General features: G+C 57.2%; 24 protein-coding genes and 1 tRNA gene. 10 read left to right on the top strand and 15 right to left on the bottom strand.

From position 1 onward, the window contains the following. Nucleotides 1-6 precede the first annotated feature (6 nt). Nucleotides 7-711 carry an MgtC/SapB family protein gene (locus ACR0JF_RS06035; protein ID WP_170638848.1) on the bottom strand — a complete coding sequence of 235 codons (705 nt, stop codon included), beginning with the start codon at nucleotides 709-711 and terminating at the stop codon, nucleotides 7-9. Nucleotides 712-876: 165 nt separating this feature from the next. On the opposite strand from ACR0JF_RS06035, the gene guaA reads away from it, so the two are divergent. The 9 genes from guaA to ACR0JF_RS05990 all read left to right on the top strand — a co-directional run bounded on the left by guaA (nucleotide 877) and on the right by ACR0JF_RS05990 (nucleotide 10,173). Further along, nucleotides 877-2,436, top strand: a complete 1,560-nt coding sequence (gene guaA / locus ACR0JF_RS06030) for a glutamine-hydrolyzing GMP synthase (protein ID WP_170660324.1) — start codon at nucleotides 877-879, stop codon at nucleotides 2,434-2,436. Between the two features lie 97 nt (nucleotides 2,437-2,533). After that, the gene (locus ACR0JF_RS06025) at nucleotides 2,534-3,439 is read left to right on the top strand and encodes a DMT family transporter (RefSeq protein ID WP_480668962.1); all 906 of its coding nucleotides are present in this window, start codon (nucleotides 2,534-2,536) and stop codon (nucleotides 3,437-3,439) included. A gap of 127 nt (nucleotides 3,440-3,566) precedes the next feature. Beyond that, nucleotides 3,567-4,703: a porin family protein gene (locus ACR0JF_RS06020; RefSeq protein WP_170660325.1), complete on the top strand. Its 1,137-nt coding sequence runs from the start codon at nucleotides 3,567-3,569 to the stop codon at nucleotides 4,701-4,703. 106 nt (nucleotides 4,704-4,809) lie between these two features. Beyond that, nucleotides 4,810-5,706: a DMT family transporter gene (locus ACR0JF_RS06015; protein WP_170660326.1), complete on the top strand. Its 897-nt coding sequence runs from the start codon at nucleotides 4,810-4,812 to the stop codon at nucleotides 5,704-5,706. 50 nt (nucleotides 5,707-5,756) lie between these two features. Continuing rightward, on the top strand, nucleotides 5,757-6,629 hold the full coding sequence (locus ACR0JF_RS06010) for an ATPase (protein WP_170660327.1): 873 nt from the start codon (nucleotides 5,757-5,759) through the stop codon (nucleotides 6,627-6,629). A gap of 35 nt (nucleotides 6,630-6,664) precedes the next feature. After that, nucleotides 6,665-7,582, top strand: a complete 918-nt coding sequence (gene metA / locus ACR0JF_RS06005) for a homoserine O-acetyltransferase MetA (protein WP_170660328.1) — start codon at nucleotides 6,665-6,667, stop codon at nucleotides 7,580-7,582. Continuing rightward, complete coding sequence (locus ACR0JF_RS06000) at nucleotides 7,572-8,525, top strand: alpha/beta fold hydrolase (protein ID WP_480668959.1); 954 nt, start codon at nucleotides 7,572-7,574, stop codon at nucleotides 8,523-8,525. Before metA ends, ACR0JF_RS06000 begins: the two co-directional genes overlap by 11 nt. A gap of 49 nt (nucleotides 8,526-8,574) precedes the next feature. After that, a complete protein-coding gene (gene ppk2, locus ACR0JF_RS05995) occupies nucleotides 8,575-9,444 on the top strand; it encodes a polyphosphate kinase 2 (protein ID WP_170638853.1) in 870 nt (289 codons plus the stop codon). Nucleotides 9,445-9,555: 111 nt separating this feature from the next. After that, nucleotides 9,556-10,173, top strand: coding sequence for a TetR/AcrR family transcriptional regulator (locus ACR0JF_RS05990; RefSeq protein WP_170660330.1), 618 nt, complete (start codon nucleotides 9,556-9,558; stop codon nucleotides 10,171-10,173). A gap of 3 nt (nucleotides 10,174-10,176) precedes the next feature. On the opposite strand, the gene ACR0JF_RS05985 is transcribed toward ACR0JF_RS05990, so the two are convergent. From ACR0JF_RS05985 to pyrH, 14 genes are all read right to left on the bottom strand, one after another. Further along, nucleotides 10,177-11,235 (bottom strand): adenylate/guanylate cyclase domain-containing protein, encoded by a 1,059-nt coding sequence (locus ACR0JF_RS05985; RefSeq protein WP_170660331.1) that lies wholly within the window; start codon nucleotides 11,233-11,235, stop codon nucleotides 10,177-10,179. Then, nucleotides 11,232-11,600, bottom strand: a complete 369-nt coding sequence (locus ACR0JF_RS05980; RefSeq protein ID WP_170376778.1) for a group I truncated hemoglobin — start codon at nucleotides 11,598-11,600, stop codon at nucleotides 11,232-11,234. The genes ACR0JF_RS05985 and ACR0JF_RS05980 overlap by 4 nt, the downstream gene beginning before the upstream one ends. Before the next feature lie 124 nt (nucleotides 11,601-11,724). Further along, nucleotides 11,725-12,564, bottom strand: coding sequence for a glycosyltransferase family 25 protein (locus ACR0JF_RS05975; RefSeq protein WP_170660332.1), 840 nt, complete (start codon nucleotides 12,562-12,564; stop codon nucleotides 11,725-11,727). A 21-nt stretch (nucleotides 12,565-12,585) separates the two neighbouring features. Next, entirely contained in the window at nucleotides 12,586-13,449 is an 864-nt protein-coding gene (locus ACR0JF_RS05970; protein WP_170660333.1) for a DUF1989 domain-containing protein, read from the bottom strand. A gap of 102 nt (nucleotides 13,450-13,551) precedes the next feature. Beyond that, the gene (locus tag ACR0JF_RS05965; RefSeq protein WP_170660334.1) at nucleotides 13,552-14,142 is read right to left on the bottom strand and encodes a YrbL family protein; all 591 of its coding nucleotides are present in this window, start codon (nucleotides 14,140-14,142) and stop codon (nucleotides 13,552-13,554) included. Nucleotides 14,143-14,279: 137 nt separating this feature from the next. Continuing rightward, nucleotides 14,280-14,369 (bottom strand) — tRNA-Ser (locus tag ACR0JF_RS05960). Nucleotides 14,370-14,477: 108 nt separating this feature from the next. After that, a complete protein-coding gene (locus ACR0JF_RS05955; protein ID WP_170660335.1) occupies nucleotides 14,478-16,892 on the bottom strand; it encodes a DUF3772 domain-containing protein in 2,415 nt (804 codons plus the stop codon). Next, a complete protein-coding gene (locus tag ACR0JF_RS05950; protein WP_170660336.1) occupies nucleotides 16,892-17,926 on the bottom strand; it encodes a cysteine synthase A in 1,035 nt (344 codons plus the stop codon). Before ACR0JF_RS05950 ends, ACR0JF_RS05955 begins: the two co-directional genes overlap by 1 nt. A gap of 68 nt (nucleotides 17,927-17,994) precedes the next feature. After that, nucleotides 17,995-19,110 carry an NUDIX domain-containing protein gene (locus ACR0JF_RS05945; protein ID WP_170660337.1) on the bottom strand — a complete coding sequence of 372 codons (1,116 nt, stop codon included), beginning with the start codon at nucleotides 19,108-19,110 and terminating at the stop codon, nucleotides 17,995-17,997. Nucleotides 19,111-19,141: 31 nt separating this feature from the next. After that, entirely contained in the window at nucleotides 19,142-19,582 is a 441-nt protein-coding gene (locus tag ACR0JF_RS05940) for a TrgA family protein (protein ID WP_170469704.1), read from the bottom strand. Between the two features lie 16 nt (nucleotides 19,583-19,598). Beyond that, entirely contained in the window at nucleotides 19,599-20,807 is a 1,209-nt protein-coding gene (locus ACR0JF_RS05935; RefSeq protein WP_170660338.1) for an SAM-dependent methyltransferase, read from the bottom strand. Between the two features lie 69 nt (nucleotides 20,808-20,876). After that, nucleotides 20,877-22,301 carry a cryptochrome/photolyase family protein gene (locus tag ACR0JF_RS05930; RefSeq protein ID WP_170660339.1) on the bottom strand — a complete coding sequence of 475 codons (1,425 nt, stop codon included), beginning with the start codon at nucleotides 22,299-22,301 and terminating at the stop codon, nucleotides 20,877-20,879. A gap of 48 nt (nucleotides 22,302-22,349) precedes the next feature. Beyond that, the gene (locus ACR0JF_RS05925; protein WP_170660340.1) at nucleotides 22,350-23,576 is read right to left on the bottom strand and encodes an aminotransferase class V-fold PLP-dependent enzyme; all 1,227 of its coding nucleotides are present in this window, start codon (nucleotides 23,574-23,576) and stop codon (nucleotides 22,350-22,352) included. 50 nt (nucleotides 23,577-23,626) lie between these two features. Continuing rightward, nucleotides 23,627-24,370: a UMP kinase gene (gene pyrH / locus ACR0JF_RS05920; RefSeq protein WP_170638865.1), complete on the bottom strand. Its 744-nt coding sequence runs from the start codon at nucleotides 24,368-24,370 to the stop codon at nucleotides 23,627-23,629. A gap of 85 nt (nucleotides 24,371-24,455) precedes the next feature. On the opposite strand from pyrH, the gene miaA reads away from it, so the two are divergent. Continuing rightward, complete coding sequence (miaA, locus tag ACR0JF_RS05915; RefSeq protein ID WP_170660341.1) at nucleotides 24,456-25,349, top strand: tRNA (adenosine(37)-N6)-dimethylallyltransferase MiaA; 894 nt, start codon at nucleotides 24,456-24,458, stop codon at nucleotides 25,347-25,349. The last annotated feature ends 44 nt before the right edge of the window (nucleotides 25,350-25,393 follow it).

The following is a 25,393-nucleotide window of genomic DNA, read 5'->3' as shown; positions in this document are numbered from 1 at the left end:
ACGGTTTCAGGTCTCGTTCGCGTCTTCCCATTCGACACTCAGAATCCCCGGCTCAAGAATTAGGGGCGCAGCAATTTTGTGTTGCACATTTTCTGGATGATCTTCGGTGGAAACGAGAATTTCCAGTGTTTGCAAACCTTTGTCGTCTGCATCCCCCTTCTGAAACCCGACAATGCGCACCCCGTTTTGCGCCAAAGCCTGTAGTGCCGCCGCGCGAACCTCTGCCTGCGCATCTGCCGCACACTGCACGAGAATGCGGAACTCCTGCGTCAACGGAACCCCGGCACGTGTCGTTTTTTTCAACCACTTCACCAGTGGCCGCAGCCCCAGATTCACAAAAATGACGAAACCCGTCATCATGATCGCAAAGATCCAGGCCCCACTACCGGCCATCATCCCCACAGCTGCTGAACACCACAGGGTTGCCGCCGTGTTCAATCCATGAATGGTGAACCCGTGTCGAAAGATAATGCCTGCCCCAAGAAACCCAATCCCCGAAACGACCTGCGCGGCCACACGAGTCGGACTCACCTCATCTGGATAGAGCGCCGAGAACACCACAAAAGCCGCGGCGCTTAAGGCCACCAGCGCATTGGTGCGCAAACCTGCCATACGTTGGCGTACTTGACGCTCGGACCCGATCAACGCCCCGCAGAACATGGCCAGAGCCAGATTTAAAGCGGCAAGTTCAACAGCTATGGGCAAACGCATCTCTCCTTTTCGGGGTGTCCGCAGGACGCAGGCGGAAAGATCGTCATATTTTTGTTACAAAACTTTTACAATAGCCGAAACGCAGTTTCCCGGAAATGTGGGTATCTGCCCTTCTGCAAAGACCTTTCTCTTGCGAATTCGTTACGCTTGGCCTATGGCCCGCACATGAGTGATACATCCCACGACCGCCTTCTGATCATCGACTTCGGCAGCCAGGTAACGCAGCTGATTGCACGCCGTCTGCGCGAGCTGAATGTCTATTGCGAAATCCACCCTTACCAAAACGTCACCATGGAATTTGTGCGCGAAATGGCGCCCAAAGCGGTGATTTTTTCGGGCGGGCCGGACAGTGTCACGCGTGAAGGTTCTCCGCGCGCGCCGCAAGAGATTTTTGACTATGGTATTCCGATCCTGGGCATTTGTTATGGCCAGCAGGTGATGATGCACCAGTTGGGCGGCAAGGTCGAAAGCGGCCACGGCACCGCCGAATTCGGACGCGCCTTTGTCACTCCGAAAGGACAGTTGGACATTCTGAACGATTGGTTCACCGAGGGCGATGAACAAGTCTGGATGAGCCACGGCGACCATGTCAGCGAAATCGCTCCGGGGTTTGAGGTCTTTGGCACCTCGCCCAACGCGCCCTATGCGATCACCGCCGACACCAACCGCCATTTCTATGCGGTACAGTTCCACCCCGAGGTTCACCATACCCCCAAGGGCGCGAAGCTGTATGAAAACTTCGTCAAACTGGCCGGGTTCAGCGGTGACTGGACGATGGGTGCCTACCGCGAACAGATGATCGAACAGATCCGCGCGCAGGTTGGCGACAAAAAGGTCATCTGCGGTCTGTCCGGCGGCGTCGATAGCTCGGTCGCGGCGATCCTGATCCATGAGGCGATTGGCGATCAGTTGACCTGTGTGTTCGTCGACCACGGGCTGCTGCGCAAGAACGAGGCCCAAGAAGTCGTCGGCATGTTCCGCGACAACTATAACATCCAACTGATCCACGCGGATGAAAGCGAGTTGTTCCTTGGTGAGTTGGACGGCCAGTCCGACCCCGAAACCAAGCGCAAGATCATCGGCAAGCTGTTCGTCGACGTGTTTCAGAAACACGCCGACACCATCGAGGGGGCCGAGTTCCTTGCCCAAGGCACGCTGTACCCCGATGTAATCGAATCCGTTTCGTTCAGCGGCGGTCCATCGGTCACGATCAAGTCGCACCACAATGTCGGTGGCCTCCCCGAGAAGATGGGCCTGAAACTGGTCGAACCCCTGCGCGAGCTGTTTAAGGATGAGGTCCGCGCGCTGGGTCGCGAGCTAGGTCTACCGGACAGCTTCATCGGCCGCCACCCCTTCCCCGGACCGGGTCTGGCTATTCGCTGCCCCGGAGAGATTACCCGAGAGAAGCTGGAAATCCTGCGGGAAGCCGATGCAGTCTACATCGACCAGATTCGCAAACACGGGCTCTATGATGAAATCTGGCAGGCCTTTGTAGCGATTCTTCCCGTACGCACCGTCGGCGTCATGGGCGATGGCCGCACATATGACTACGCCTGCGCGCTGCGTGCCGTGACGTCAGTTGATGGCATGACCGCCGACTATTACCCCTTCAGCCACGAATTCCTGGGCGAAACCGCCACAAGGATCATTAACGAGGTCAAGGGCATCAACCGATGCACCTACGACATCACTTCGAAACCTCCGGGAACGATTGAGTGGGAATGAGACAAAAGCCGGGTTCTGACCCGGCTTTTTTGTTTCACCGACACTGAGAAAAGTGATTTAAAGTCAGACATCTAAACCAATCGTTAAGAGGCGCAGCGTGCAGGGCGACAAAACGCAGTTTGGTAAGGCCGCTCTGTGGATGACCGGCGCTATTGCCTCTTTCTCCTCAATGGCCGTCGCCGGTCGAGAACTGAGCCTGCATCACGATACTTTCGAGATCATGATGTATCGCAGTTTTGTCGGCGTGATCATCGTAGCGCTAGTACTGACGGCGACCCGCAAATGGCATCAGGTCACAACCGAGCGTCTTGGTTTGCACGCCCTACGCAACACGTTCCATTTCACCGGCCAAAACCTTTGGTTCTACGCCGTCGGAGTGGCCCCTCTGGCGCAGGTTTTCGCGCTTGAATTCACCCAACCGATCTGGGTTATCCTGCTTTCTCCGCTTCTATTGAAAGAGCGCCTGACCGCGATCCGCATGACCTCGGCATTGATTGCGTTTGTCGGTGTTCTGATGGTGACAAGACCCGGCACCTCTAGCCTGTCGCCGGGTATCCTTATGGCTGCCGGAAGCGCGATTTTCTTCGCGTTTACAACGATCACGACGAAACAGCTCACCCGACACGCCAGTATCGGATGTATCGTGTTCTGGCTGACTGTGATGCAGGCTGTTCTTGGCACGATCGCCGCTGGGATAGATCAGCAAATCGCCTTGCCAACGCTGCAGACGGCACCCTTTTTGTTGCTGGTTGGTCTGGCCGGTCTTTTGGCGCATTTCTGTATCACAAACGCGCTTGCAATCGCCCCCGCGACCGTGGTCGTGCCGTTCGACTTTGCCCGCCTGCCGACGATCGCAGTTATCGGTATGCTTCTTTACCATGAACCACTGGATCACTGGACGCTGCTCGGAGCAGCCGTGATCTTTTCAGGTATCTTTCTGATTGTTTGGTCCGAAAATCGTAACAGTTTAGCAACAGTTCGTGCCGACACTCATAAGAAGTAACGCACGGTCACTAGTTGACGATAAATTAGACACCGAGACAGTATCGGGCATTCAAATCGAGCAGGTCGGCATCCGTACACTCACAAGATGCCATACAGGCCTTCAAGGGACAGTAAGGGAGGAATACATGAGAAAGGCGCTACTATCAGCGTGCGCGCTTTGCGTGGGGGCAACGGCCGGGTACGCTGGCGGTCTGGACCGAAGCGGTCAGGGCATCAACTTGATCTTTGAAGAAGGATCGGTAGTACAGTTTCGCCTCGGGTATACAGATCCGAGCGTCAGCGGTTCGCTACTTGACGCGAACCCCGCCAGCCCCACGAACGGGCAGGTTATTAACTCTGGAAACGTCTCCAACGACTTCTTCACGCCACATCTTGGCTACAAGACATCTTTGACTGAAAAGATCGACTTTGCGATCATGTATGACCAGCCCTATGGCGCTGACATCGCATATGCTTCCAACTACCCACTTTCGATCAATCCGGCATCGCCCACAACCCCCGGCTCTTTGCGCGCAACGGCTGATACCGATGCAATCACCGCCTTGTTCCGCTACAAGTTCGACAACGGGTTCAGTGCTCTTGGCGGTGTTCGCGCTCAACGCGTGAAAGCCAGCGTAGATGTGCCGGCCGCGTTGGGGTATTCAGTTGAAACGGATGCTGATACTGCCTTTGGCTACGTGCTCGGCGTTGCGTGGGAAAAACCAGAAATTGCCGCTCGCGTTTCGCTGACATACAACTCGAAGATTTCGCACGATCTGTCGCAAACAGAGAGCGGTACTCTGTTTGGATCGGTCGATACCAGCAGCGAAATCGAAACGCCGCAGTCGGTGAACTTGGATTTCCAAACCGGCGTAGCGCCCAAAACGCTGCTATTCGGTTCGATCAGATGGGTTGATTGGCCGCAATTGGAGTACGATCCGCCAAACTATCCGCCGACCACTGCACTGGTTAGCTATGGCAATGCCACCTACACTTACACTCTGGGTTTGGGATACCAGTTCTCTGAGGAGTTCTCGGGCGCTGTAACGTTGGGATATGAAACCGACGAAGGAGAACCGGTGACCAACCTTGGTCCCACAGACGGTTTCTGGAGCATCGGTCTTGGCGGCACCTACTCTCTGGAAAAAGCCAAAATCTCGGCGGGCGTTCGCTACACCGATATTGGTGATGCAACGGCTGACGGTGGGTTTGGTCAAACAGCTGACTTCTCGGGCAACAGCGCTTGGAGTGTCGGCTTCCAGATAACCTACGCTCTGGATTAATCGCCCCCACACAAAAACCAATCAGACCCCGCCGTTTTCCGTGGGGTCTTTTTGTTTCCGCATCTTTCGGGTCGCCGCATGAACTCAAAGCTGCCACAACCTGTTCATGGAACAGCAAAAACACCTATCCCCCCGCGCATGGGCTGAGCTTTCGCTGCTGGGTATCATCTGGGGCGCTTCATTCGTTTCAATTCGGATAGCGCTGGATACGATACCAGTGATGACCTCGGTGCTGCATCGAACATTCTGGGCAATGCTGGCCTTGTGGTTGGTGGTTTGGATCAGGGGTCTAAGCGTCCCGAGCTCACCGCGCCTCTGGTTGGGTTTTCTGGTCATGGGACTGCTCAACAACGTGATTCCGTTCTCGCTGATGGCGTGGGGGCAGTTGTACATTGACACCGGCCTCACGGCGATTTTGAACGCGGCGACGGCTATCTTTGGTGTTCTCGTTGCTGCCCTCTTCTTTTCCGACGAGCGGTTGACACCACCGCGGCTTCTCGGCGCTGGACTGGGCTTTTTTGGCGTCTCAATCGCAATCGGTATCGGCAACCTCACCAGCTTTAGCCTACAAAACACAGCTCAACTTGCCATCCTCGCGGGCACTATCTCCTACGCGTTTGCCGGCGTTTGGGCGCGCAAACACCTAGGCTCCCTGCCCCCTATTGTTGCGGCTGCAGGGATGCTAACCGGCTCGACCCTGTTCATGATCCCTATTGCCCTCATGACAGACGGCATCCCAAGTCTCAGCCTGCCTGCGGTTACATGGGCAGCAATCGCGTATTATTCCCTGATCGCGACGGCAGGTGCATATCTTCTCTACTACCGGGTTCTTGCAATGGCGGGCAGTGGCAATCTGTTACTCGTGACCCTCATCATCCCACCTGTCGCGATCGTTTTGGGGGCCTTGCTGCGCGACGAGGCACTGGATCCGCGCGCCTATATTGGCTTTGCCGTGCTGGCTGCGGGACTATTGATCCTCAACCGAGCCGTCCCTCGCGATTGACGCCGCCGCCTGCCCGATTTAGCAAAGGCAAAAACAAGGGACAGCGCAAGATGATCTACAGCTCGGCAAGAGATTGGCGTGGGGCTGCACGCAAGAAGGTGCTGTTTTTCGGCATGTCGGGGCTGGGCAAGACCTATGTATCCAACATCCTGCGGGACAGCGGTGGCTGGTTTCACTACTCGGTCGACTACCGGATCGGCACCCGCTACATGGGCGAATACATCGCCGATAACGCCAAAGCTGAGGCGATGAAAGTCCCGTTTCTGAGGGATCTTCTGCTGTCGGATTCGATATATATCGGCTCGAATATCTCATTCGAGAACCTGACCCCTGTTGCATCCTATCTTGGCAAACCCGGCAATCCGGCACTTGGCGGGTTGGAAATGTCTGAATACCGGCGCCGACAGGAGCAATTCCGACTGGCCGAAATTCACGCCCTTCTGGACACCGAATATTTCGTGGACCGGGCAGAGCGTCTCTATGGCTATCCGCATTTCATCTGCGACACGGGCGGATCGATTTGTGAGTGGGTCGACCCGGATGATCCAGCGGATCAACTGATGTCCGAGCTATCAAAACAGGCGCTGATGATCTGGCTGAAAGGTGACGACGACCACACGGCCGAGCTGGTCCGACGCTTTGACAAGGCCCCTAAGCCGATGTCCTATCAGGCTGAATTCCTGTCCCGAGTCTGGACCGAATATCTGGATCAACACGGCTGCGGTGAGGGTGACGTAGACCCCGATGCGTTCATCCGGTGGACCTACGCTCAGGCGCTTGCCCATCGTCAGCCTAGATACGAGGCGATGGCGAGAAACTGGGGCGTTGCGATAGCGGCCGAAGACATCGGAAAAGTGCGCGATGCGGCTGATTTCGATGAGTTGATCGAACGCACCCTTGAGACCAGGCGCGATCGCGCCTAACTACCTCCTCCTAACCTGCTCAAAAGTCTGACCCGATGCCGATTAAAATCCCATCCGAACTGCCCGCCTTTGACGTCCTGACTAAGGAAGGCGTCATGGTCATGGCCGCGGATCAGGCAATGCGGCAAGATATTCGCCCCCTGCGGATCGGGCTGCTAAATCTGATGCCCAAAAAGATCCAGACCGAGAACCAGTTCGCGCGTCTGATCGGGGCCACTCCACTGCAGATTGACCTGTCTCTGATCCGCATGACCGAGCATCGGACCAAGAACACCGCCGCTGCGCACATGGCCGAGTTCTATCAGCCGTTCAAGGACGTGCAGGACCAGAAGTTCGACGGCCTGATCATCACCGGTGCACCGATCGAACATCTGGAATTCGATGATGTCACCTATTGGGAAGAACTCCGCGAGGTATTTGAGTGGACCCAGACCAACGTCCATTCCACATTCGGGGTCTGCTGGGGCGGTATGGCGATGATCAACCATTTCCACGGCGTGAAAAAACACATGCTGGACGCCAAGGCCTTTGGCTGTTTCCGGCATCGGAACCTCCTCCCGTCCTCTCCGTTTTTGCGGGGATTCTCGGATGATTGCGTTATTCCTGTCAGCCGCTGGACCGAGATGAAACAGGCCGAGATCGACGCCGCGAACGGTCTCGTCACGTTGCTTGGCAGCGATGAAGCAGGTCCTTGCCTTGTCGAGGACCCGGCGCATCGTGCGCTCTATATCTTCAACCATTTCGAATATGACAGCGATACGTTGAAGCAGGAATATGATCGGGACATCGCCAATGGCACACCGATCAACGTGCCGATGAACTACTATCCGGATGATGATCCGACGCAGGCGCCGCAGAACCGGTGGCGCAGCCATGCGCATCTGCTCTATGGTAACTGGATCAATGAAATATATCAGTCCACACCATTCGATATGAGTGAAATTGGCCGTTAAATTCTGGATACTTCTGACGCTGGGCCTGATCGGCTTTGCAGCGTTTACCTTGTGGCGAGCCGCCCAGAACGAGGCACGCGCCGCGCAGGCGTTTCCTCCCGAAGGCCAGATACTCGACGTGGATGGAATTGCCGTGCACGCGGTTGTCATGGGGGATGGCCCTGACGTGGTCTTGATTCATGGCTCCAGCGGCAATACCCGTGACATGACCTTCGCCTTGGCCCCTATTCTGGCCAAAAACTACCGCGTGATCGTGTTTGACCGCCCCGGCCTAGGCTATTCGGACAGTTTCAATCCCGAGGGCGAAACCATCCAGGAGCAGGCGGATATCCTGCAACGCGCCGCTGCCCAACTTGGCGCTGAGAAACCCATCGTCGCCGGACAAAGCCTCGGAGGATCGGTAGCGTTGGCCTGGGCGGTGACCCGTCCCAACAATCTCTCGGGCCTTGTGCTGATCGCCCCGGCTGCCATCCCGTGGGAGACGCCGCTGGACAATTTCAACCGATTGGCAGCGACTAACCTAGGTAGCGCGCTCGCCCTGCCCCTGATCACCTCCTATGTGCCGGAATCTTATGTCGAAACGGCCCTCGACAAAGTGTTTGCTCCGCAAACTGCACCCGAAGGCTATGCCGAACATTTCGGCCCCGCCCTGACGATGCGCCGTGCCTCAATGCATGCCAACGCAAAACAACGGGTCCGGCTGCTGGAAGAGGTTGAGCGTCTGCAGCCCCGATACGGTGAAATCTCTGTGCCCACCGAAATCATTCACGGCACGGCAGACACGACCGTCAAGCTGGATTGGCACTCAACCCGCTTGATCGAACAAATCCCCGGTGCCGAGCTGATCGAGCTGCCGGGCATCGGCCATATGCCTCAGGTCGTCGCAGCCGATGAGGTTGCCGCCGCGATAGACCGCGCCGCACAACGGGCAGGTTTGCGTTAGGCTAGCACCTAATCCATAGTAAGATATGGATTTTATCGCGAGGTAGCTCATGGCCCGGTCAGAAAAAGGTGCAATCGAGAAGTATTACCGCAAAAAAGCGCCCGGCGACGTGCGCAAAATGATCGAAAAGGCAAACAAGGGCGACATCCTGAACCCGAGCTATCCTTACGCCGAAAAAATGAAGACCAAGGACTACGAGCAGCAGATCGAGGCGCTGCAAATTGAACTGGTTAAAATGCAATCCTGGGTCAAAGAAACCGGCCAACGGGTCGCGATCATCTTTGAGGGCAGAGATGCGGCGGGAAAAGGCGGCACCATCAAGCGGTTCCGCGAGAACCTGAACCCACGCGGGGCGCGGAATGTTGCGCTCAGCAAGCCCTCGGATTCCGAGCGCAGCCAATGGTATTTCCAACGCTATATCCAGCACCTACCCTCAGCCGGTGAGATCGTTTTTTTCGACCGCAGTTGGTACAACCGAGGTGTCGTGGAAAACGTCTTTGGGTTCTGTAATCAGGAGGAGCGCGAACGGTTCTTCCGTCAGGTGTTGCCGCTGGAAACCGGGTTCGTGAACGACGGGATAAGTCTGTTCAAGTTCTGGCTGAATGTCGGCCGGGCGGAACAGCTGAACCGCTTTTTGGCGCGTGAGACGGATCCGCTTAAACAGTGGAAACTCAGCCCAATCGATATCGCCGGATTGGAAAAATGGGATGAATACACTCAGTCGATTTCTGAAACTCTGACCCGATCACATTCGGAAAACTGCCCATGGACGATCGTGCGATCAGACGACAAAAAACGTGCGCGCCTTGCTGCCATCCGAACGGTGCTGCTGGCTTTGGACTACGATGAAAAAGACGAAAAAGCCATCGGCGAGAATGATCCGAATATCTGCGGCGGGCCGGATGTCTGGGAGTCCTGACGTAAATAGTGGGCTAGGCAAGAATTGGTCGCTTGGGCGTTGGACCATTGGCTGAAATTGGACTATCTCTTGGCACCCGAACACGTGAAAAACCAGTAACCTGAGGCCGGAATGACGAAGCGCGGGTATCACCACGGAAACCTGAAGCAGGCCCTGATCGAGGCCGCGCTGTCGTTGATTGAAAAGAAAGGCCCAACCGGTTTCACCCTGTCCGAGGCCGCCAAGACCGCCGGGGTCACTCCTGCTGCCGTCTACCGGCACTATCACGGGCGTGAGGACCTGATTGCCGAAGCCGCCCGCCAAGGGTTCGAGATGTTCGCCGACCTGATGCAATATGCCTATGACGAGGGCCAGCCATCCGCGCTGGCCGCGTTTGAGGCCACCGGGCGCGCCTATCTGGCTTTTGCTCGCAAGCATCCCGGACACTACATCGCCATGTTCGAAAGTGGGATTTCCCCGAACCGCACGCCCGAGCTGTCGTTAGCGTCAAACCGGGCCAAAACGGTTCTGGAGAAGGCCGCTGCGGACCTGTCGCAACATATCCCGCCTGAAAAGCGGCCTCCCGCGTCCATGTTCTCGGCCCACATCTGGGCGATGAGTCACGGTGTGGTCGAACTCTATGCGCGTAACGCGACCGGTGCGACCTCGCCCTTTTCGCCCGAGGACCTGCTGGAAAGCGGGATTGGGATTTACCTGCGTGGGCTGGGTTTAGTGCCGCAGGACGACTGATCCTCAGAACAATCGGCTTCCCTGATTGGCGCTGAGGCCTGACGAGACGTTGATCAAATCCATCTCTCCCATCCCTTTGATCTCGACCCGCCCCAGGTCTGAGACCTGAAACTCATCGATCAACGCGTATTTCATCGCCTCTGGCGCGACGATGTTCATTGGGTTTGCGAAGACCTGCAGGCGCGCGGCGATGTTCACGGCTGGGCCAAACACGTCATAGACATATTTCTGAATGCCCACGACCGACCCGACAGCTGGCCCCATACCCAGACCGATCCGGGCCTGCCATTTATGCGGATGGCTTTCGTTTCGACGCTCGAGATACCGCAAGAAACGCACCGCGCAATGGGCGACAGCCGTGGCATGGTCGGGCGTCTCATCCGGCATGCCAGATACGGCCAGATAGGCATCCCCAATCGTTTTGATCCGCTCGCAACCGTATTGCTCGACGATCCGGTCGAAGGCCGTGAAGATATCATTCAACTCGCTCAACGTGACCGTAGGGTCGGTTTTAGCAGCAAAATCCGTGAACCCGACGAAATCCAACATCACCACCGAAACTTGATCAAACAGCTGAGGGGTCACGACGCCAAAGGTCTTGAACTCTTCATACACGGCACGGGGCATCACGTTCAGCAAGAGGCGTTCAACCCTCTCCTTCTCGCGCTCTAATTCACGCGTGTTGCGCTCAACCATGGTCGAGTAGCTGTCAATCATGCTCTCAAGCTCGCGAATGCGCGTGATGTTTTGGCATTCCACGATCAGCACCTGTTCCGACAACCCACTGGCCAGTGAGACAGTGACCGCAAAGATCAGTGTCCGGCGCTTGGGTTTGATCTGAAGCTCGACTGAATATCGCAGTCCCGATTGTTTGACGTCCTCCAGCTCTCTCGCGTCGAGGTCGGGCAGGATATCCAACAGAGACTGCTTTTTCTCAGGCTTGCCAAACCATTCGGCGAAAGGACTGTTGTGAAAAACGAATTTGAGATCAGAGGCACGCACAACGGCAACCCCAACGCCGATGGCACGCAGAAGCTGTTCATTGATGGCAAGGATGCTCATGCCGCGTCACGGCTGACGATGATCGAGCGTTTGCCTTCAATCGCGCCAAGGGCCGTTTTGATATCGCGCTCGGACATGCCATGCATCTCGAGCGCTTCGCCGAATAGCTCTGCCATGACATCGAAATGATCATGTGAAATGCCAAGGTGCCGATGAACGGCTTCGATCCTGTCGTCGCTAAACGCTGCAGGTCCACCAACCAGGGACGAGACGAATTTGGTCTGATGGTCAATCAAGCGCGGCATGTCGATATCTTCGAAGAAATGCCCAATTTCATCGGACTCCAGGGCTATTTCGTAGAAACTCATCACCACTCGGCTGATGGTTTTGAAGCCGCCGTATTTCTCGTAAAGCGTTTGTGACACCCCAACACCCAGTCAATAACTAGAAATAACGCCACAACCTTATATCAAATTGGTATTTTTGTTAATGCTTTTGAAAACTTGACGTCTTAGGCCACGGTTTGTTTCTGCGCCGGTGAGACTGGCCTCAGACCCGAAGGTCCTTTTCAACCGGAATGTACCCGACAAACCCACCCTGATCGAGTAGCTTTCTCCGCCCTCCACAGCGCCAACCAAGCTTGCGTTTTGCCGCGAATAGCTCGCGACGCGCGCGGAACCAGAACGGCCCCTTGTCCAAGCCTGTATTGGTGGATTGATCCCCTTCCCGCTCGCTGGTCTTGACCCGTTCAAGATCCTGCTGCTGCTTCGACCAGATCATCTGCACACCCACGGCCGGGAAAACCTGATACATCCGCCAGTCTGGCCGCGGAATCGATACGAAATCATCCAGATGGTCGGAGTACTTCTGAGACCATGCCAGCAGTTTGCGACACCCCTCCTGCGATAAGATATAGGCAGCAGCACTTGGGGCCATTTCCAGCAGAGGGCGAACTGTGACGCCGCCTATCTCCGTCTCGGCCCCAAAGCGCAGGCTGCGCGGCGAGTAGTCCATCTTTGCGAAATCGAACCTGTCCGCGTTCTCGACGAGGCTGTCGATCACCTGCCCCAGTCGGGACGACATCTCGACATCATCCTCGAAAATCGCAGCCGCCTTCAGGTTTTGGTCCACCACTTGCTGCCAGACGGCGCGATGGCTTTCAAAACAGGCGATCTCGCTTTGCTTCAAACCCCAGCGAGAGCCAACGCCCGGCACATACCCATTCCCCTCCAGAGCATCCGCCTGACGTGCATCAACTGCGCTAAAACGGATCGAGTCGGTCACGCCAGCTTTTGCGAACTGCGCCTCCATGAACGCGCGGCGTTCGGGAACCCGGTCGAGGTTTATGTAGAACACAGCCGTACTAAGCTGCTCATCCGCTTGCGTCACGCGTTGTCCTTTCGCTGCCTTTTATGTGCCATGCGACCGGTCATAAGCCGAGACACTGGGCTGCACATGCGACCGCCGCACGGGCTCACCCGGATCAAAGACCTCGATCAGCAAGGGGTAGCACGCGGCGGTATCCGAGGAATGCTCGGAGGAACAGTCCCCGCCCGGACAGGCTGAAAGGCCGACGATCAAGTCGATCTCGGCGTGGAATTCAAGGTAGTCACCTGGACGTACCGGGCTGGCCTTCATGAAGTATTGGCCGGTGTCACGCGTGAAGCCGGTACACATGAAGACGTTCAGAACGTCATGCACATAGGTCTCCGCCTCGTGCAGAGGCAGATCGCAATGCTGCGACAAAGCCCGGGTCAGGTTCGAATGACAGCAATAGTGGTAGTCATCCCCCGACAGCAACCGCCCGGTATACGGGTCGCAGCGAGTGCCGATCACGTCATGAACGGAGCCTCCAAAGGCGTCAAAGCCGTACCAGTCCAGCGTATCAGCCGTGATCGTCGCCATCGGCCGCATATTTGGGAAGGTCGACCACATGCGGTCACCGGTCGAAAGATGCGTTCCGTGCAGGGCACGGGTTTTACCCGAATAGAAACGTTCTGTCAGATCGTGTTTGTTCCAAAGGTTCAGATCGCCGACTTGAGCGCCCTCGACGGATGTGATGCGGAAAAAAGCACCGGCTGGCACGTCGATACAGGACGCGTCTCGCGGCGCAGCGGTGACCTCGGCAGTTTTCACGGATGTGTCCCGCAAGCGAGTCAGCCCTTCTAGGTCGGGGCTGGGCAGAGTCTCGGGCGGGTAGCAGATGACTGGGCGGATGGCCTTGCGGTCCTCGGCATCAGTTGGGGCCGGGAAATTTGGGGTTGAGAGTTTCACTTAGCACCTCCGCCAATTTGGGCTGTCTTGCACCTAACATCGCCAGACATAAAGCAAATACAGGACAGCGGCCAATGCTCAAATTGGTCCATTCTGACGCAACTAGCCCGCCATGCGCGCGCGCCGCCGTGCCATGGATTTGCGAAACGCCCAATCGCTGAACAGTGTCAAAGGCAACAGGACCCTCTCGCCCAACCCGTCAATGACGACAAGTTTGCCACCACGCTCCTGCGCGCGCACGATGTTTCCGATCCCCATGTCACCGACAATGATGCGTCCGCGCTCCAGATCATCCAGCAACTCCAGCAAGTCGGCCCGCAGCTTCTGAGCCACTTCCGGGTCACCATTTGCAGCCACCATTTCTGCATGCAGGGACGGGGCGAGATCCCCATCCGGGCCGGTCATCTTTTCCACCACGATTGCAGGCCCCCGTGAAGTTGGTGCATAGCCCATGAACTTCGCCAGACGCTCGATCTCGGAGCAGCCACGGTGCAGCGCGGCAAGGTATTCGTTCGCTTCGCGGTTCCACTGTCGCAAATTGCCGTAACGCCATTCCGCATAGCGCGGTATGAGGTGGTTTCGCTTCGGCTCATCCACGCGGACTTTCAACAGGGCGCCATCCATTTCGGGATGCTGGAAAATCTCATAATTCTGGCTTGTACGCAGAGGCACCTGCCCGGTCAGGTCAATCATGTTCGTCCGTCTGTCCTGTGCAGAAAATTCGCGTCGACCGGCACTATATGGCTGTCATGGAACTGATACAATGCAACCAGATCTCGCCACATAGAACGCTAGTATCTAGGTGCGGCATAAACTGATCAGGGGGATTGTGGCGGAGAGACAGGGATTCGAACCCTGGAGACGGTTTCCCGCCTACACACTTTCCAGGCGTGCGCCTTCGACCACTCGGCCACCTCTCCGTGAGCGCGATATGTGACGCAATGCAAAAGGATTTGCAAGGCCCCAATTCCGTGAATTCACACCCGTTTGCACATTAGTTTGCGGACCATTCCCAACGCGAGCAATGGTCAGACTTCGTCCCCTCCGTCGCCGTCCAGATCTCCCTCGGTCATGGCTGCGGGTTCGGTGCTGGGTGCTCGTTGCTCCGGGGCTGGCGAGGTTGGGTCTTGTGATTCAGTGCGCAGGGCTTCGGGGTTGCGAAGCCAAACGTCGCGTTGTGCGAATGGAATCTCGATCCCTTCTTCCACGAACCGGCGGTTGATTTCGTGGTTCATGTCGGATTTGACCGACAGAACCCAATTCACGTCCCGCAGAATACCCCGGATTTCAAAGTCCAGCGAATCCGCGCCGAACCCCTGAAACACCACGCTGGGGGCTGGGTTCGCCAACACCATAGGATGAGAATTCGCGATCTCTCCCAAAATGGTCTCGACCTTGCGCGTGTCGGTTCCGTATGCCACACCCACCGGCACGATCACCCGGCCAATCGTGTTGCCACGCGTATAGTTGGTGACAACGCCACTGATCAGATCCGAATTCGGAACAATGACATCCGTCCGGTCAAAAGTCTCAATCCGCGTGGATCGGACCGAGATATCGCGGACGTAGCCCATCATGCCGTTCACATCGATCCAATCCCCTTTCGAGATGGGACGCTCGACCAGAAGAATGATGCCAGAAACGAAGTTCGAAACGATGGTCTGAAGACCAAAACCAATACCGACAGACAGTGCACCGGCTACAATAGCGAGTGATGAGAGATCAAACCCAGCCACCGTGATTGCAACCAGCGAAGCGAGGAAAATACCGACGTAACCAGTGCCCGATACGATCGCATTTTGCCCGCCTGGATCAATACTTGTCTTGGGCAGCAGCGAATTGCGCAAGCCTCCCTGTAGCAGTCGTGTCAGGCCATATCCGATGGCAAACACGGCGACAAAAGTCAGGAAATTGGACGGAGAGATCGTAACCCCGCCCAAGCTGAACCCTTGAAGGATCTGCGACCAGATCTCGCTCAGATCCGCTTCGCGCGCGCCCCAGAAAAGGGCCAGGATAGGGATCGAAACCAAGGCCAGGAAGAAACCCACCAGGACCGCGAACAGAGATTCGCGGGCATGATCCCCCTGTCCCGTAAACCAGCCGTAAAGCGAGCTGATAAAGCGCTGCACGATCACAAGAATGGCGATCAGGATGAGCGTATTGACTGCAGGAAACACAATCGCTTCGGCCGCGTTGGTGTAGCCCAACAAGGCCAGAACAGGCGCGCTGACACCCAGCATGAGTACAATACGCCGGACAACCTCGACAACCTGCGAAAATCCACTGGCACGTGGGATCTCGCCGCCCTCGGTCGCTGGATCTGATTGTCTGATCTGACGAATGCGCAGCAGAAGAAGAGAGGTGACGACAATGACCGGGAAGATAACAACGGCGCGGGTGGAATCCGCTATGTTCTCAATCCTCTCGAACAGGCCAACCATGTCGTGCAGGATCAGCATCACTGCCAGAATATCGACATAGATACGTATTTCGGTGATCTGCCCCGCCGAGAATCTTTGGAAATTCTGTGCCGCGGCCATCAGGTAGACCTGCCGTCCGACCCAGTCGAAAACAAGCACGATCGCCGCCCAATACGGCACCTGCTGCAGCAAGAGCGTTCCGCGCAGACCAAGTACTCCGGTCAGGTCAATCGCAGCTGTTAGAGCCACCACGCCAATCCAGGGAAGGATGATACGCAGCAAGGAAATCACAAAGGTCCACGCACCGGTCCCGCGCCCACCGAAACGACGCAGATAGTCGCCTCCTCGTTCAGACCAACGGCGTCCGTAAACCAGTAAGATGACGGCCAGCGCCACCAAGGCCAGTATCGCGGGAGCCTGATTCTGAACGCGTTCTTTAGTTACGTCGGATGTCAGACTGGCCGTCGTCTCGTTGAACAGCCCGAACAGAGCCTCGCGGATATCGGACCATGCGGCGGGCCATGTCGACAGGTTCAGCGGCGATGGACCGCGTTCCAGAAACTGCTTTCTCTGACGTTCTCGCAGGATACGGTCAATTTCGCTGATCAGACCGTTGGCGCGGCTAAAGGCCTCCTCAGAGATAATCCGCGGCACCCGCAAAGCGTTGAGCTGTTCGTCCAGATGCTCGCGAAGTTGCGCGATATCCTCCGGCTCTGTGACACCTTCTTCAGGCTTGGGACCCAGCGCATTTACCTGGCTTTCCAGTGTCTGGATGCGGTCGGCATTGGCATTGCGGGCCGTATTGAACGTATTGCGATAGCCGTCGATCTCGGTACGCAACTGCTCCATTGCGGCGTCCGACGCTCTGTCGGCTTCAACAACGCTTTCGGCACGGTCCGCAGTGCTGAGCCAGCCCTTATAGAACTCGCTCTGCCGATCAGTCAGTTGCGCCGAGGCTACCCCCGCCAACCCGACAAAGATCAGCGCAGCGAGTGTCAGAAACAGGCGGACCTGTCGCAGCATCAGACGTCCTCGAATACGCCCGGTATCTTGCGCGGGGCGTCTGTCATCCAATCCGGTACCGGCAGTTCTTTTTCGCGCAGGAACTCGGGATTGAACAGTTTGGACTGATAGCGTGTGCCATAGTCACACAGGATGGTCACAATCGTATGCCCCGGCCCAAGGTCCTTGGCCAAACGCACCGCACCAGCCATGTTGATCGCAGTCGAACCGCCCATGACCAGACCTTCTTCGCGCAGCAGATCAAAGATGTAAGGCAAGGCCTCATTGTCGGTCGCCTGATAAGTGTAGTCGGGCTTGAACCCTTCGAGGTTCTTGGTGATCCGCACCTGTCCGATGCCTTCTGCGATCGAGCCGCCCTCCATCGCGATTTCGCCGGTTGTGTAATAGGAATACAGCCCCGCGCCCATCGGATCGACCAGGCCAATCTTCACGCCTTTGGGCTGCAGCGCATCGGCCACGCCCGCAAGCGTTCCGCCCGATCCGACCGCGCAGACAAAGCCATCAACCTTACCGTCGGTCTGTTCCCAGATTTCGGGGCCAGTAGTTTCCACATGGGCCTGACGGTTGGCGACGTTGTCGAACTGGTTGGCCCAGATCGCGCCATTGGGTTCGGTCTGCGCCAGTTCTTCGGCCAGACGGCGGGAGTAGTGAACGAAGTTGTTCGGGTTACGATAAGGTGCTGCAGGAACCTGAACCAACTGCGCGCCCGCAAGACGCAGCATGTCTTTCTTCTCTTCTGACTGGGTTTCCGGGATCACGATCACCGTTTTGAAGCCCATCGACGCGCCGACCAGAGCCAGGCCGATACCGGTATTGCCTGCGGTGCCCTCCACTATGGTGCCACCGGGCTTCAACTCACCCCGCGCAACTGCGTCGCGGATGATGTAGAGCGCAGCGCGGTCCTTGACCGACTGACCGGGGTTCATGAATTCAGCCTTGCCGAGGATCTCGCACCCGGTTTCTTCACCGATGCGCTTCAACCGGATCAGCGGCGTTTTTCCGACTGCGTCGGCAAGATCTCGTGCAATGCGCATGGCACCCTCATTTCATTACGTAACACTGCAGATTTACAGCCGCCGTGCGCCAACCACAAGCGCGATAGTCAACCACGCAGGCGGTCGCGATGGCGCGCCAGCCAATGGGCCAGAGTCAGCAGCGGTAAGTCCTTGAATTCACCGCGATCCACCATGGCGATAAACGTCTCAAACGTTAGAACACGAGAGCGTATATCCTCACCTTCGGTGGCCAGCCCCGCGGTTATTGCAGGATCAGTCAAATCGCCAAGCCCGACGTAGAGATAGACGTACTCGGTCGACGACCCACTGGAGGAATAACCTCCGCCTGCGCTATGCAGAGCATCGAAAGCGATGCCTGCCTCCTCCATTCCTTCACGATGTGCGGCCTGCTCTGGCGTTTCGCCGGGGTCGATCATGCCTGCGACCGGCTCCCACATCCAAGGTTCGGGATCATCAATCAGATAGATTGGGGCGCGGAACTGCTCGACAAGCAACACTGTATCTTGCACAGGATCATAGGGGAGAACAATTACTGCACTGCCTTGCAAGAGCGCACTTCGGTTCAGCGTCGGCCCCATAGCTCCATCGTGTTGACGGTGTTGCAGGTCGATCTCTTCCATCGTGAAGTAGTTGACATAAGCGCGGTGATGGCGATGGACGATCACGTCCTTAGACACATCGCGCGCATCCCCCGTTCGTCGCTGACGCGCGAAGAGTTTTGCCCAGGCCCGTGTCTGAATCGCCAGCATACTGCGCGCCATATCCGACGGTGCAACCCGCCCGAAATAGCTCATCTCTTCCTCGGCGGCGAGCGCGGTGACTTCACCGAGGCGTTCAACCCACGTTTCCAGAGACCAAGGCCCATCCGGCACCCAGGCCGCCGGTTCAGGGAAAAACACCTGAGCCTGCGCTTGGGTTCCATCCTCTAGCGTCACCGTCAACGGCCTCAGATCATAATCAACCCCGCCCTCATAATAGGCCAGTCGATCCAGATCCGCTTGCCTTAGGCCTTGCACAAACAATCCCAAGGCCTGTTCGCCATTTGCCTTCTGGATCATTGGGAAGTCCTGCCCCCGAATCGCTAAAACGACGTGGTCTGGTAAGATGCCTGGTGTCAGCGACAGCTCAGACGACGAGCGCCCCAGAACGGCCTCTAACAGCGGCACATGCCGCAGGGTTCCATAGAACAACAAATCGGACACGAGAGGGTAGACTTTCGTTAAGTGTTCACATTCAGCGCCAGCGTCGGCTCGCTATTTCTGTCAGCAAACCGGTGGCAACGGCCCCAACACCCAAAGTGATCAGGATTTCGGGCGCGAGCAACTGCTCACCGAATTCGACGCCAATCTTGAAGATGGCAATCAGCGCCTCGAAGGGGCCATCATAACGGTGGCGCATGGCCAGCCGGAACATCTCATAGGTGCCCTGAACGAAAAGACCCCAAAACACCAGTGAGGCCACGCCAGTCAGGCCGTTGTTGATCCCGGCCGTCCAGCCTCGGCCAGCGCGCTTGCCCATGATTTTCCAACCGCAGATCCAACCCAAGGCGATGTTGACCACGGTAAAATACCCGTAGTCCTTCCCCTCTTCTCCGTTTGCGATAACCATGCTGGACACGATGAACGCCAACACCACAAGACAAGCGGCGGCGACAAGGCGACTGGCGGTGGGCATGTATGAGTTCCGTTCGTTAACTAGGCTTTGCTATGGTGATCTGTGTCACATCGCAATTGCCCGTGTCAAAGGCTGCGCCGCAGGCCGTCAAATAATAATTCCACATGCGGCGGAAACGCTCATCAAATCCCATCTCCGAGATCTGGTCCCACTTGTCGTTGAACGTGTCGAACCAACGCCGCAAGGTCAGGTCATAGCTTTTGCCGAACTCCTTCGAGCGCACGACATTCAGCCCCGCCTGATCAATCTGCTGTCGCAAGATCGTAGGCGATGGCAGCATCCCCCCTGGGAAGATGTATTTTTGAATGAAATCAACGCCGTTCTTGTAGTAGTTCCAGCGATGATCGCCCACGGTGATGATCTGCAACGTGGCCTGCGCCCCCGGCTTTAGTCGCTCCCGCACTGAATCGAAATAAACCGGCCAGTATTTCTGACCTACGGCCTCAAACATCTCGATCGAGGCGATGCCGTCGTATTGCCCTTGTTCGTCGCGATAGTCTTGAAGCTTCAGATCAACAAGATCCGATATACCAGCCTTCTCAATGCGTTGTTGCGCGAACTTCAACTGCTCTTGACTGATGGTCAGACCCGTTACGCGCAGGCCCCGCTCTTTCGCGGCATATTCGGCGAAGCCGCCCCAGCCACAGCCGATCTCAAGCACATGATCGCCTGGTTTGACGCCCATCTCATCGACCATGCTGGCGTATTTGGCGGTCTGCGCCTTCTCGAGGCTTTCCTGCCCTGTCTGGAAAATGGCGCTGGAATACGTCATCGTATCGTCCAGCCAGAGCGCGTAAAAATCGTTCCCCAGATCGTAGTGATACGAGATATTCTTCTTGGCCTGTCTACGGTTGTTCCGATGCAGCCAAAAGCGCAGACGCTCATAGGCCTGCACGAGAAACTTGCCGGTGAACCCATCGTAGGCTGTCTCACTGCCCATATGGACCAAATCCATGAAGGCGCGCAAATCAGGCGTGCTCCAATGGCCTTCCAGATAAGCGTCGGAAAATCCAAGCTCACCTTCCCGGATCAGGCGGGCAAACACGTCGGGATCGTGAATTTCGACCTCGGCAACCGGGCCTGGCTTTAAGCCCTCAACACGGAAGGTCCGTCCGTCGGTCAAAGTAATATCCAAGCGCCCGGCTTCCATTTTGCTCAGCATCTTGAAAACCTGCGCGAAATATCTGGGCAGACCTTTTTGGCCTTCGGTCGTTGTCAAGATCATCCGCTCTCCCCTCTGCGGTGGTTGATGCAGGCTAGGACGCAATTGTGTTTGTGGCAAGTTTTCAGTTCCTTACTGGTTTTTTCGGCGTTCATACGCGGCCAGCGCGCGGGCGCGACCTGTTGGCAGATCGACCACCGGTGGCGGGTAATCCGCCTTGGGGTTCAGTCCCCAGGAACGGGGCGTGGCTTCAAAGTAGGACAAGGCCGTCGCAGACGGGTTTGGCCTGCCTTCGGCGATCCATTGCTTTAGGTAGACACCTTTGGGGTCGAATTTTTCCTGTTGAGTAACGGGATTGAAAATGCGGAAGAACGGAGACGCATCCGGGCCGGACCCTGCGACCCATTGCCAGCCCATCGCATTACAGGCCAGATCCCAGTCGATCAGGCAATCCTCGAACCACTTCATACCGATTTTCCAATGGGTCATCAGATGCTTGGTCAGGTAACTTGCCACAATCATCCGGGCACGATTGTGCATACGCCCAGTTACATACATCTGCCGCAGACCCGCATCCACAACCGGAATGCCGGTTCTGGCTTGCAGCCAAGCCTGCACCTCGGGCGAATCTTGGGCCTCGTTCCACGGAAAAGCGTCCCACTCGGGCTTCCAGTTGCCCGACACCAGTTGAGGCGTGTGGTACATCAGATGATAAGCGAACTCGCGCCAGACAAGCTGACGTAGAAATGAACCCGTGCCTTGGGTCCCTTCGAAAGCCGCACGTTGCACGCGATGCCAAGCGGTACGCGGGCCGATTTCACCCAATGAGAGGTATTCGGACAAGTTCGATGTCCCTTCCAAATCCAGCCTATCACGGTCCGCGCCGTAATTCGCGATCCGGTTCAGGAACCCCTCAAGATGATCAAGCGCCGCTTTTTCGCCCGGTTGCACATAGGGTTTGACGACCGCCGCCCCTCGGTTCATCGCCGCACCAAGGCGCCATGCCGCCAGATCATCCGAGGCGGGCCAGTGCGCGGGGGCGGTTAAACGTGTCGGGGCTGCCTCGGGCGGAGGGACCTCACGCCCCTGCACAACGCGCCACATCGGGGTGAAGACGCGAAACGGCTGACCGGCTTTGGTAGCAACCGTCCAGGGTTCGAACAGAAGATGACCGGCAAAGGATTTTGCCTCGATCCCCTGCTCCTTCAGCGCTGATTTGATCTTCGTATCCCGCGCAATTGAGGCCGGATCGTAAGCGCGCGACCAGTACACATCCGTCGCGCCGGTTTCAGAGATCAGTCGCTGCAACTGTTCCAAGGCATCGCCCTGTCGCAGGATCAGACGGCTGCCAATGTCGTTCAGCGCGCGTCCAAAGACCTCAAGCCCCAGCCCAAGCCGCCATTTCGGGGCCGCGCCCATGGTGTGTACCAGATCATCACACAGGAACACCGGCACCACAGGACGCCCCGTCGCCAGTGACGCAGCAAGCGCCGGATGATCGCTTAGCCGCAGGTCACGCCTGAACCACAAAATGATCGGAGGTTGCCCGTCTTCCATATTCGCCCCGCCGTTTTCTTTCCACTACGGAGCGTATCGAAAACTGGATCACAAAACCCGGTCAAGTGCATTCAATAACTGATCAATTTCCTGTTGGGAGGTGTAGTGCGTGAAGCTGACCCGCAACACGCCTTGATCCGGATCGACCCCCATTGCTTGCAATGCGCGTACGGCATAGAAATCACCACCGCCGGCCATGACGCCATGCTCCGCCAGCTCAGCCGCCACCGTAACGGCCGGTCGACCCAAAGCCAAGGCAACGGTGGGCGCGCGCCGAGTGGCCTCGGACGGGCCGAGCAGTCGCACTGTGTTTCGGTTTTTGACAGCATCCAGAACCGGTTGCAGAAGCGCCACCTCGTGATTGCGCATCAGGTCATGGGCGAAAGCGCCTTGCGCAGCCGTACCCTCAGTTGGGCCGCCATGGTGGGTACTGAGCAGCGAGATGTAATCCGCCATCCCCGCGCTGGCAGCGATTTGCGCATGGTCCGGCCCTGCCGGGGTGAACCGTTTGTACAGAGTATCGCCATTGAAATAATGCGCCTGATTGGGCAGCAACTCACCCAAAGCGCGCCGGATGACCATGCAGCCCTGATGTGGGCCGTAGGTTTTATAAGCCGAAAACAGATAGATATCCGGCCCCAGATCACCCACATTCGGAAAACCGTGCGGCGCGTAAGACACGCCATCGACGCACACGAACGCACCCGCCGCGTGGGCAATGGCGGTGATCTCGGTCACCGGGTTGATCTCACCCACCACGTTCGAGCAATGCGGGAAGCAGACCAGCCGAACTTTTTCATCCAGTAGGTTTTCCAGATCCTGCGGGTTCAGAGATCCCGTTTCGGGATCAATCTTCCACTCGCGCACTTCGATCCCGGCCTCGACAAGGCGTCTCCAAGGGCCGGAATTGGCCTCATGATCCTGATTGGTGACAATGATCGCTTCGCCGGGGCTCATCCATTGCCGGAAAGCCTGCGCAAGAACATAGGTGTTCTGGGTGGTCGAGGGACCAAAACTCAGTTCGTCAGTCTCAACCCCCAGAATCGCGGCCATCCGGGCGCGGGCTTCGTCCATCTCGGCACCCGCGAGGCGGCTGGCCTCATAGGGCGCGTAAGGCTGAACTTTGCGTTGAGTGTAGAACCGCGTCAGCCGGTCGATCACTTGCTGGCAGGTGAAGGAGCCACCTCCATTCTCGAAAAAGGCCTGCCCCTGAAGACTGGGTTCGGCAAAGGCCGGGAACTGAGCCCGAACGAAATCAATATCCAACGCTGTCATGGCCAAGCCTTTCGATGAGTAGAGGGAACGGGAATTGCTGAGAGCGCGCCTCAGCCTTCAACCTTGGTATAGGTCCCCTCACCGGCTAGAATGCCCCGGAAGCCACCCGGCTCATCCAGACCGAACACGATCAGCGGCAGGTTGTTGTCACGCGCCAGCGCAATGGCCGAAGCATCCATGACCCGCAGCCGTTTGGCCAGTACGTCGTCATAGGACACCGTGTCATACCTCTTTGCATCGGCATGTTCTTTCGGGTCCTTGTCATACACCCCGTCCACGCCGTTTTTGCCCATGAAGATCGCCTGGCAAGCCATCTCATTCGCGCGCAGGGTCGCGGCCGTATCCGTGGTGAAATACGGGTTGCCCGTACCAGCGGCAAAGATACAAACCCGTTTCTTTTCAAGGTGGCGCACGGCGCGGCGGCGGATATACGGTTCGCACACCTCATCCATGCGGATGGCCGAGATCACGCGGGTAAACACCCCGATCTCTTCCAGCGCCGACTGCATCCCCAGCGCGTTCATCACGGTCGCCAGCATCCCCATATAATCCGCCGTGGTCCGCTCCATCCCCTGGGCCGAGCCGCTGAGGCCGCGGAAGATATTGCCGCCCCCGATCACCATGCAAATCTCGACGCCCAGATCGTGGACCGATTTCACCTCCTGCGCGATGCGCTGGACGGTAGGCGGGTGCAGGCCGAATCCCTGATCACCCATCAGCGCCTCGCCGGAGATCTTCAGCATCACGCGATCATATTTGGGTTTTTGGGTGTCGGGGGACGAGGTCAGGCTCATATTGCGCTCCGGGCTGGCACGGGTTTATTTTCCGGCGCAAAATGAAGCAAAACGACCGCAGGTTCAATGCGGATACTGAGGGACCATGACCAATCACCCCACCGCATCGATTTGGGACCGGATCCCCGAGATACCGGATGACAAACCGGTTCTGATCGCTGGCCCGACAGCCTCGGGCAAATCCGAGCTGGCGCTGCGCATTGCTGAAAGGTTCGGAGGGATGATCGTCAACGCCGATGCAAGTCAGGTTTACGACTGCTGGCAGGTGATCTCGGCGCGCCCCTCGCCGGACGAGGAAGCCCGCGCCCCACATCGTCTCTATGGTCACGTCGCGTTTGATCAGGATTATTCCACTGGCCACTGGCTGCGTGAGGTCATACCGCTGCTGACAGGCAGCCAGCGCCCAATCATCGTTGGCGGCACCGGGCTGTATTTCACCGCTTTGACTGAAGGAATGGCCGAGATACCACCGACACCCCCGCATGTGCGTCAGTATGCCGATCAGATGGACTTAGCCCAGCTGATGGCTGGCGTGGATGCTGAAACCCTGACCCGGCTGGACACCAACAACCGCGCTCGCGTTCAGCGCGCTTGGGAGGTTCAGCAGGCAACCGGACGCAGTCTGGCCTCTTGGCAGGACGACACCCCGCCGCCTGTGCTGGCCCTGCAGGACGCGGTGCCCATTGTCTTTGACGTCGACAAATCATGGCTGCTGGACCGCATCACCCGTCGGTTCGATCACATGTTAGAGAGCGGCGCTCTGGACGAAGTTGAGGCCATGCGCGACCGCTATGATCCGTCGCTACCCGCCTGCAAGGCCATCGGGGTGCCGGAACTCATGGCCTATCTTGATGGCTCAATGACATTGGAGCAAGCACGCGAACGGGCCACGATCTCAACCCGTCAGTTTGCCAAACGCCAGCGCACATGGTTCCGGGCGCGCATGAAGGCGTGGAATCACCTCGATTTATCAAACTGATACGAAACGCGGTTGATTCCCCGTATCCAATCTGGCTGCCAATC

Source organism: Ruegeria sp. BG11, assembly GCF_056538565.1.
This window is presented reverse-complemented; position numbering and strand designations above follow the sequence as displayed.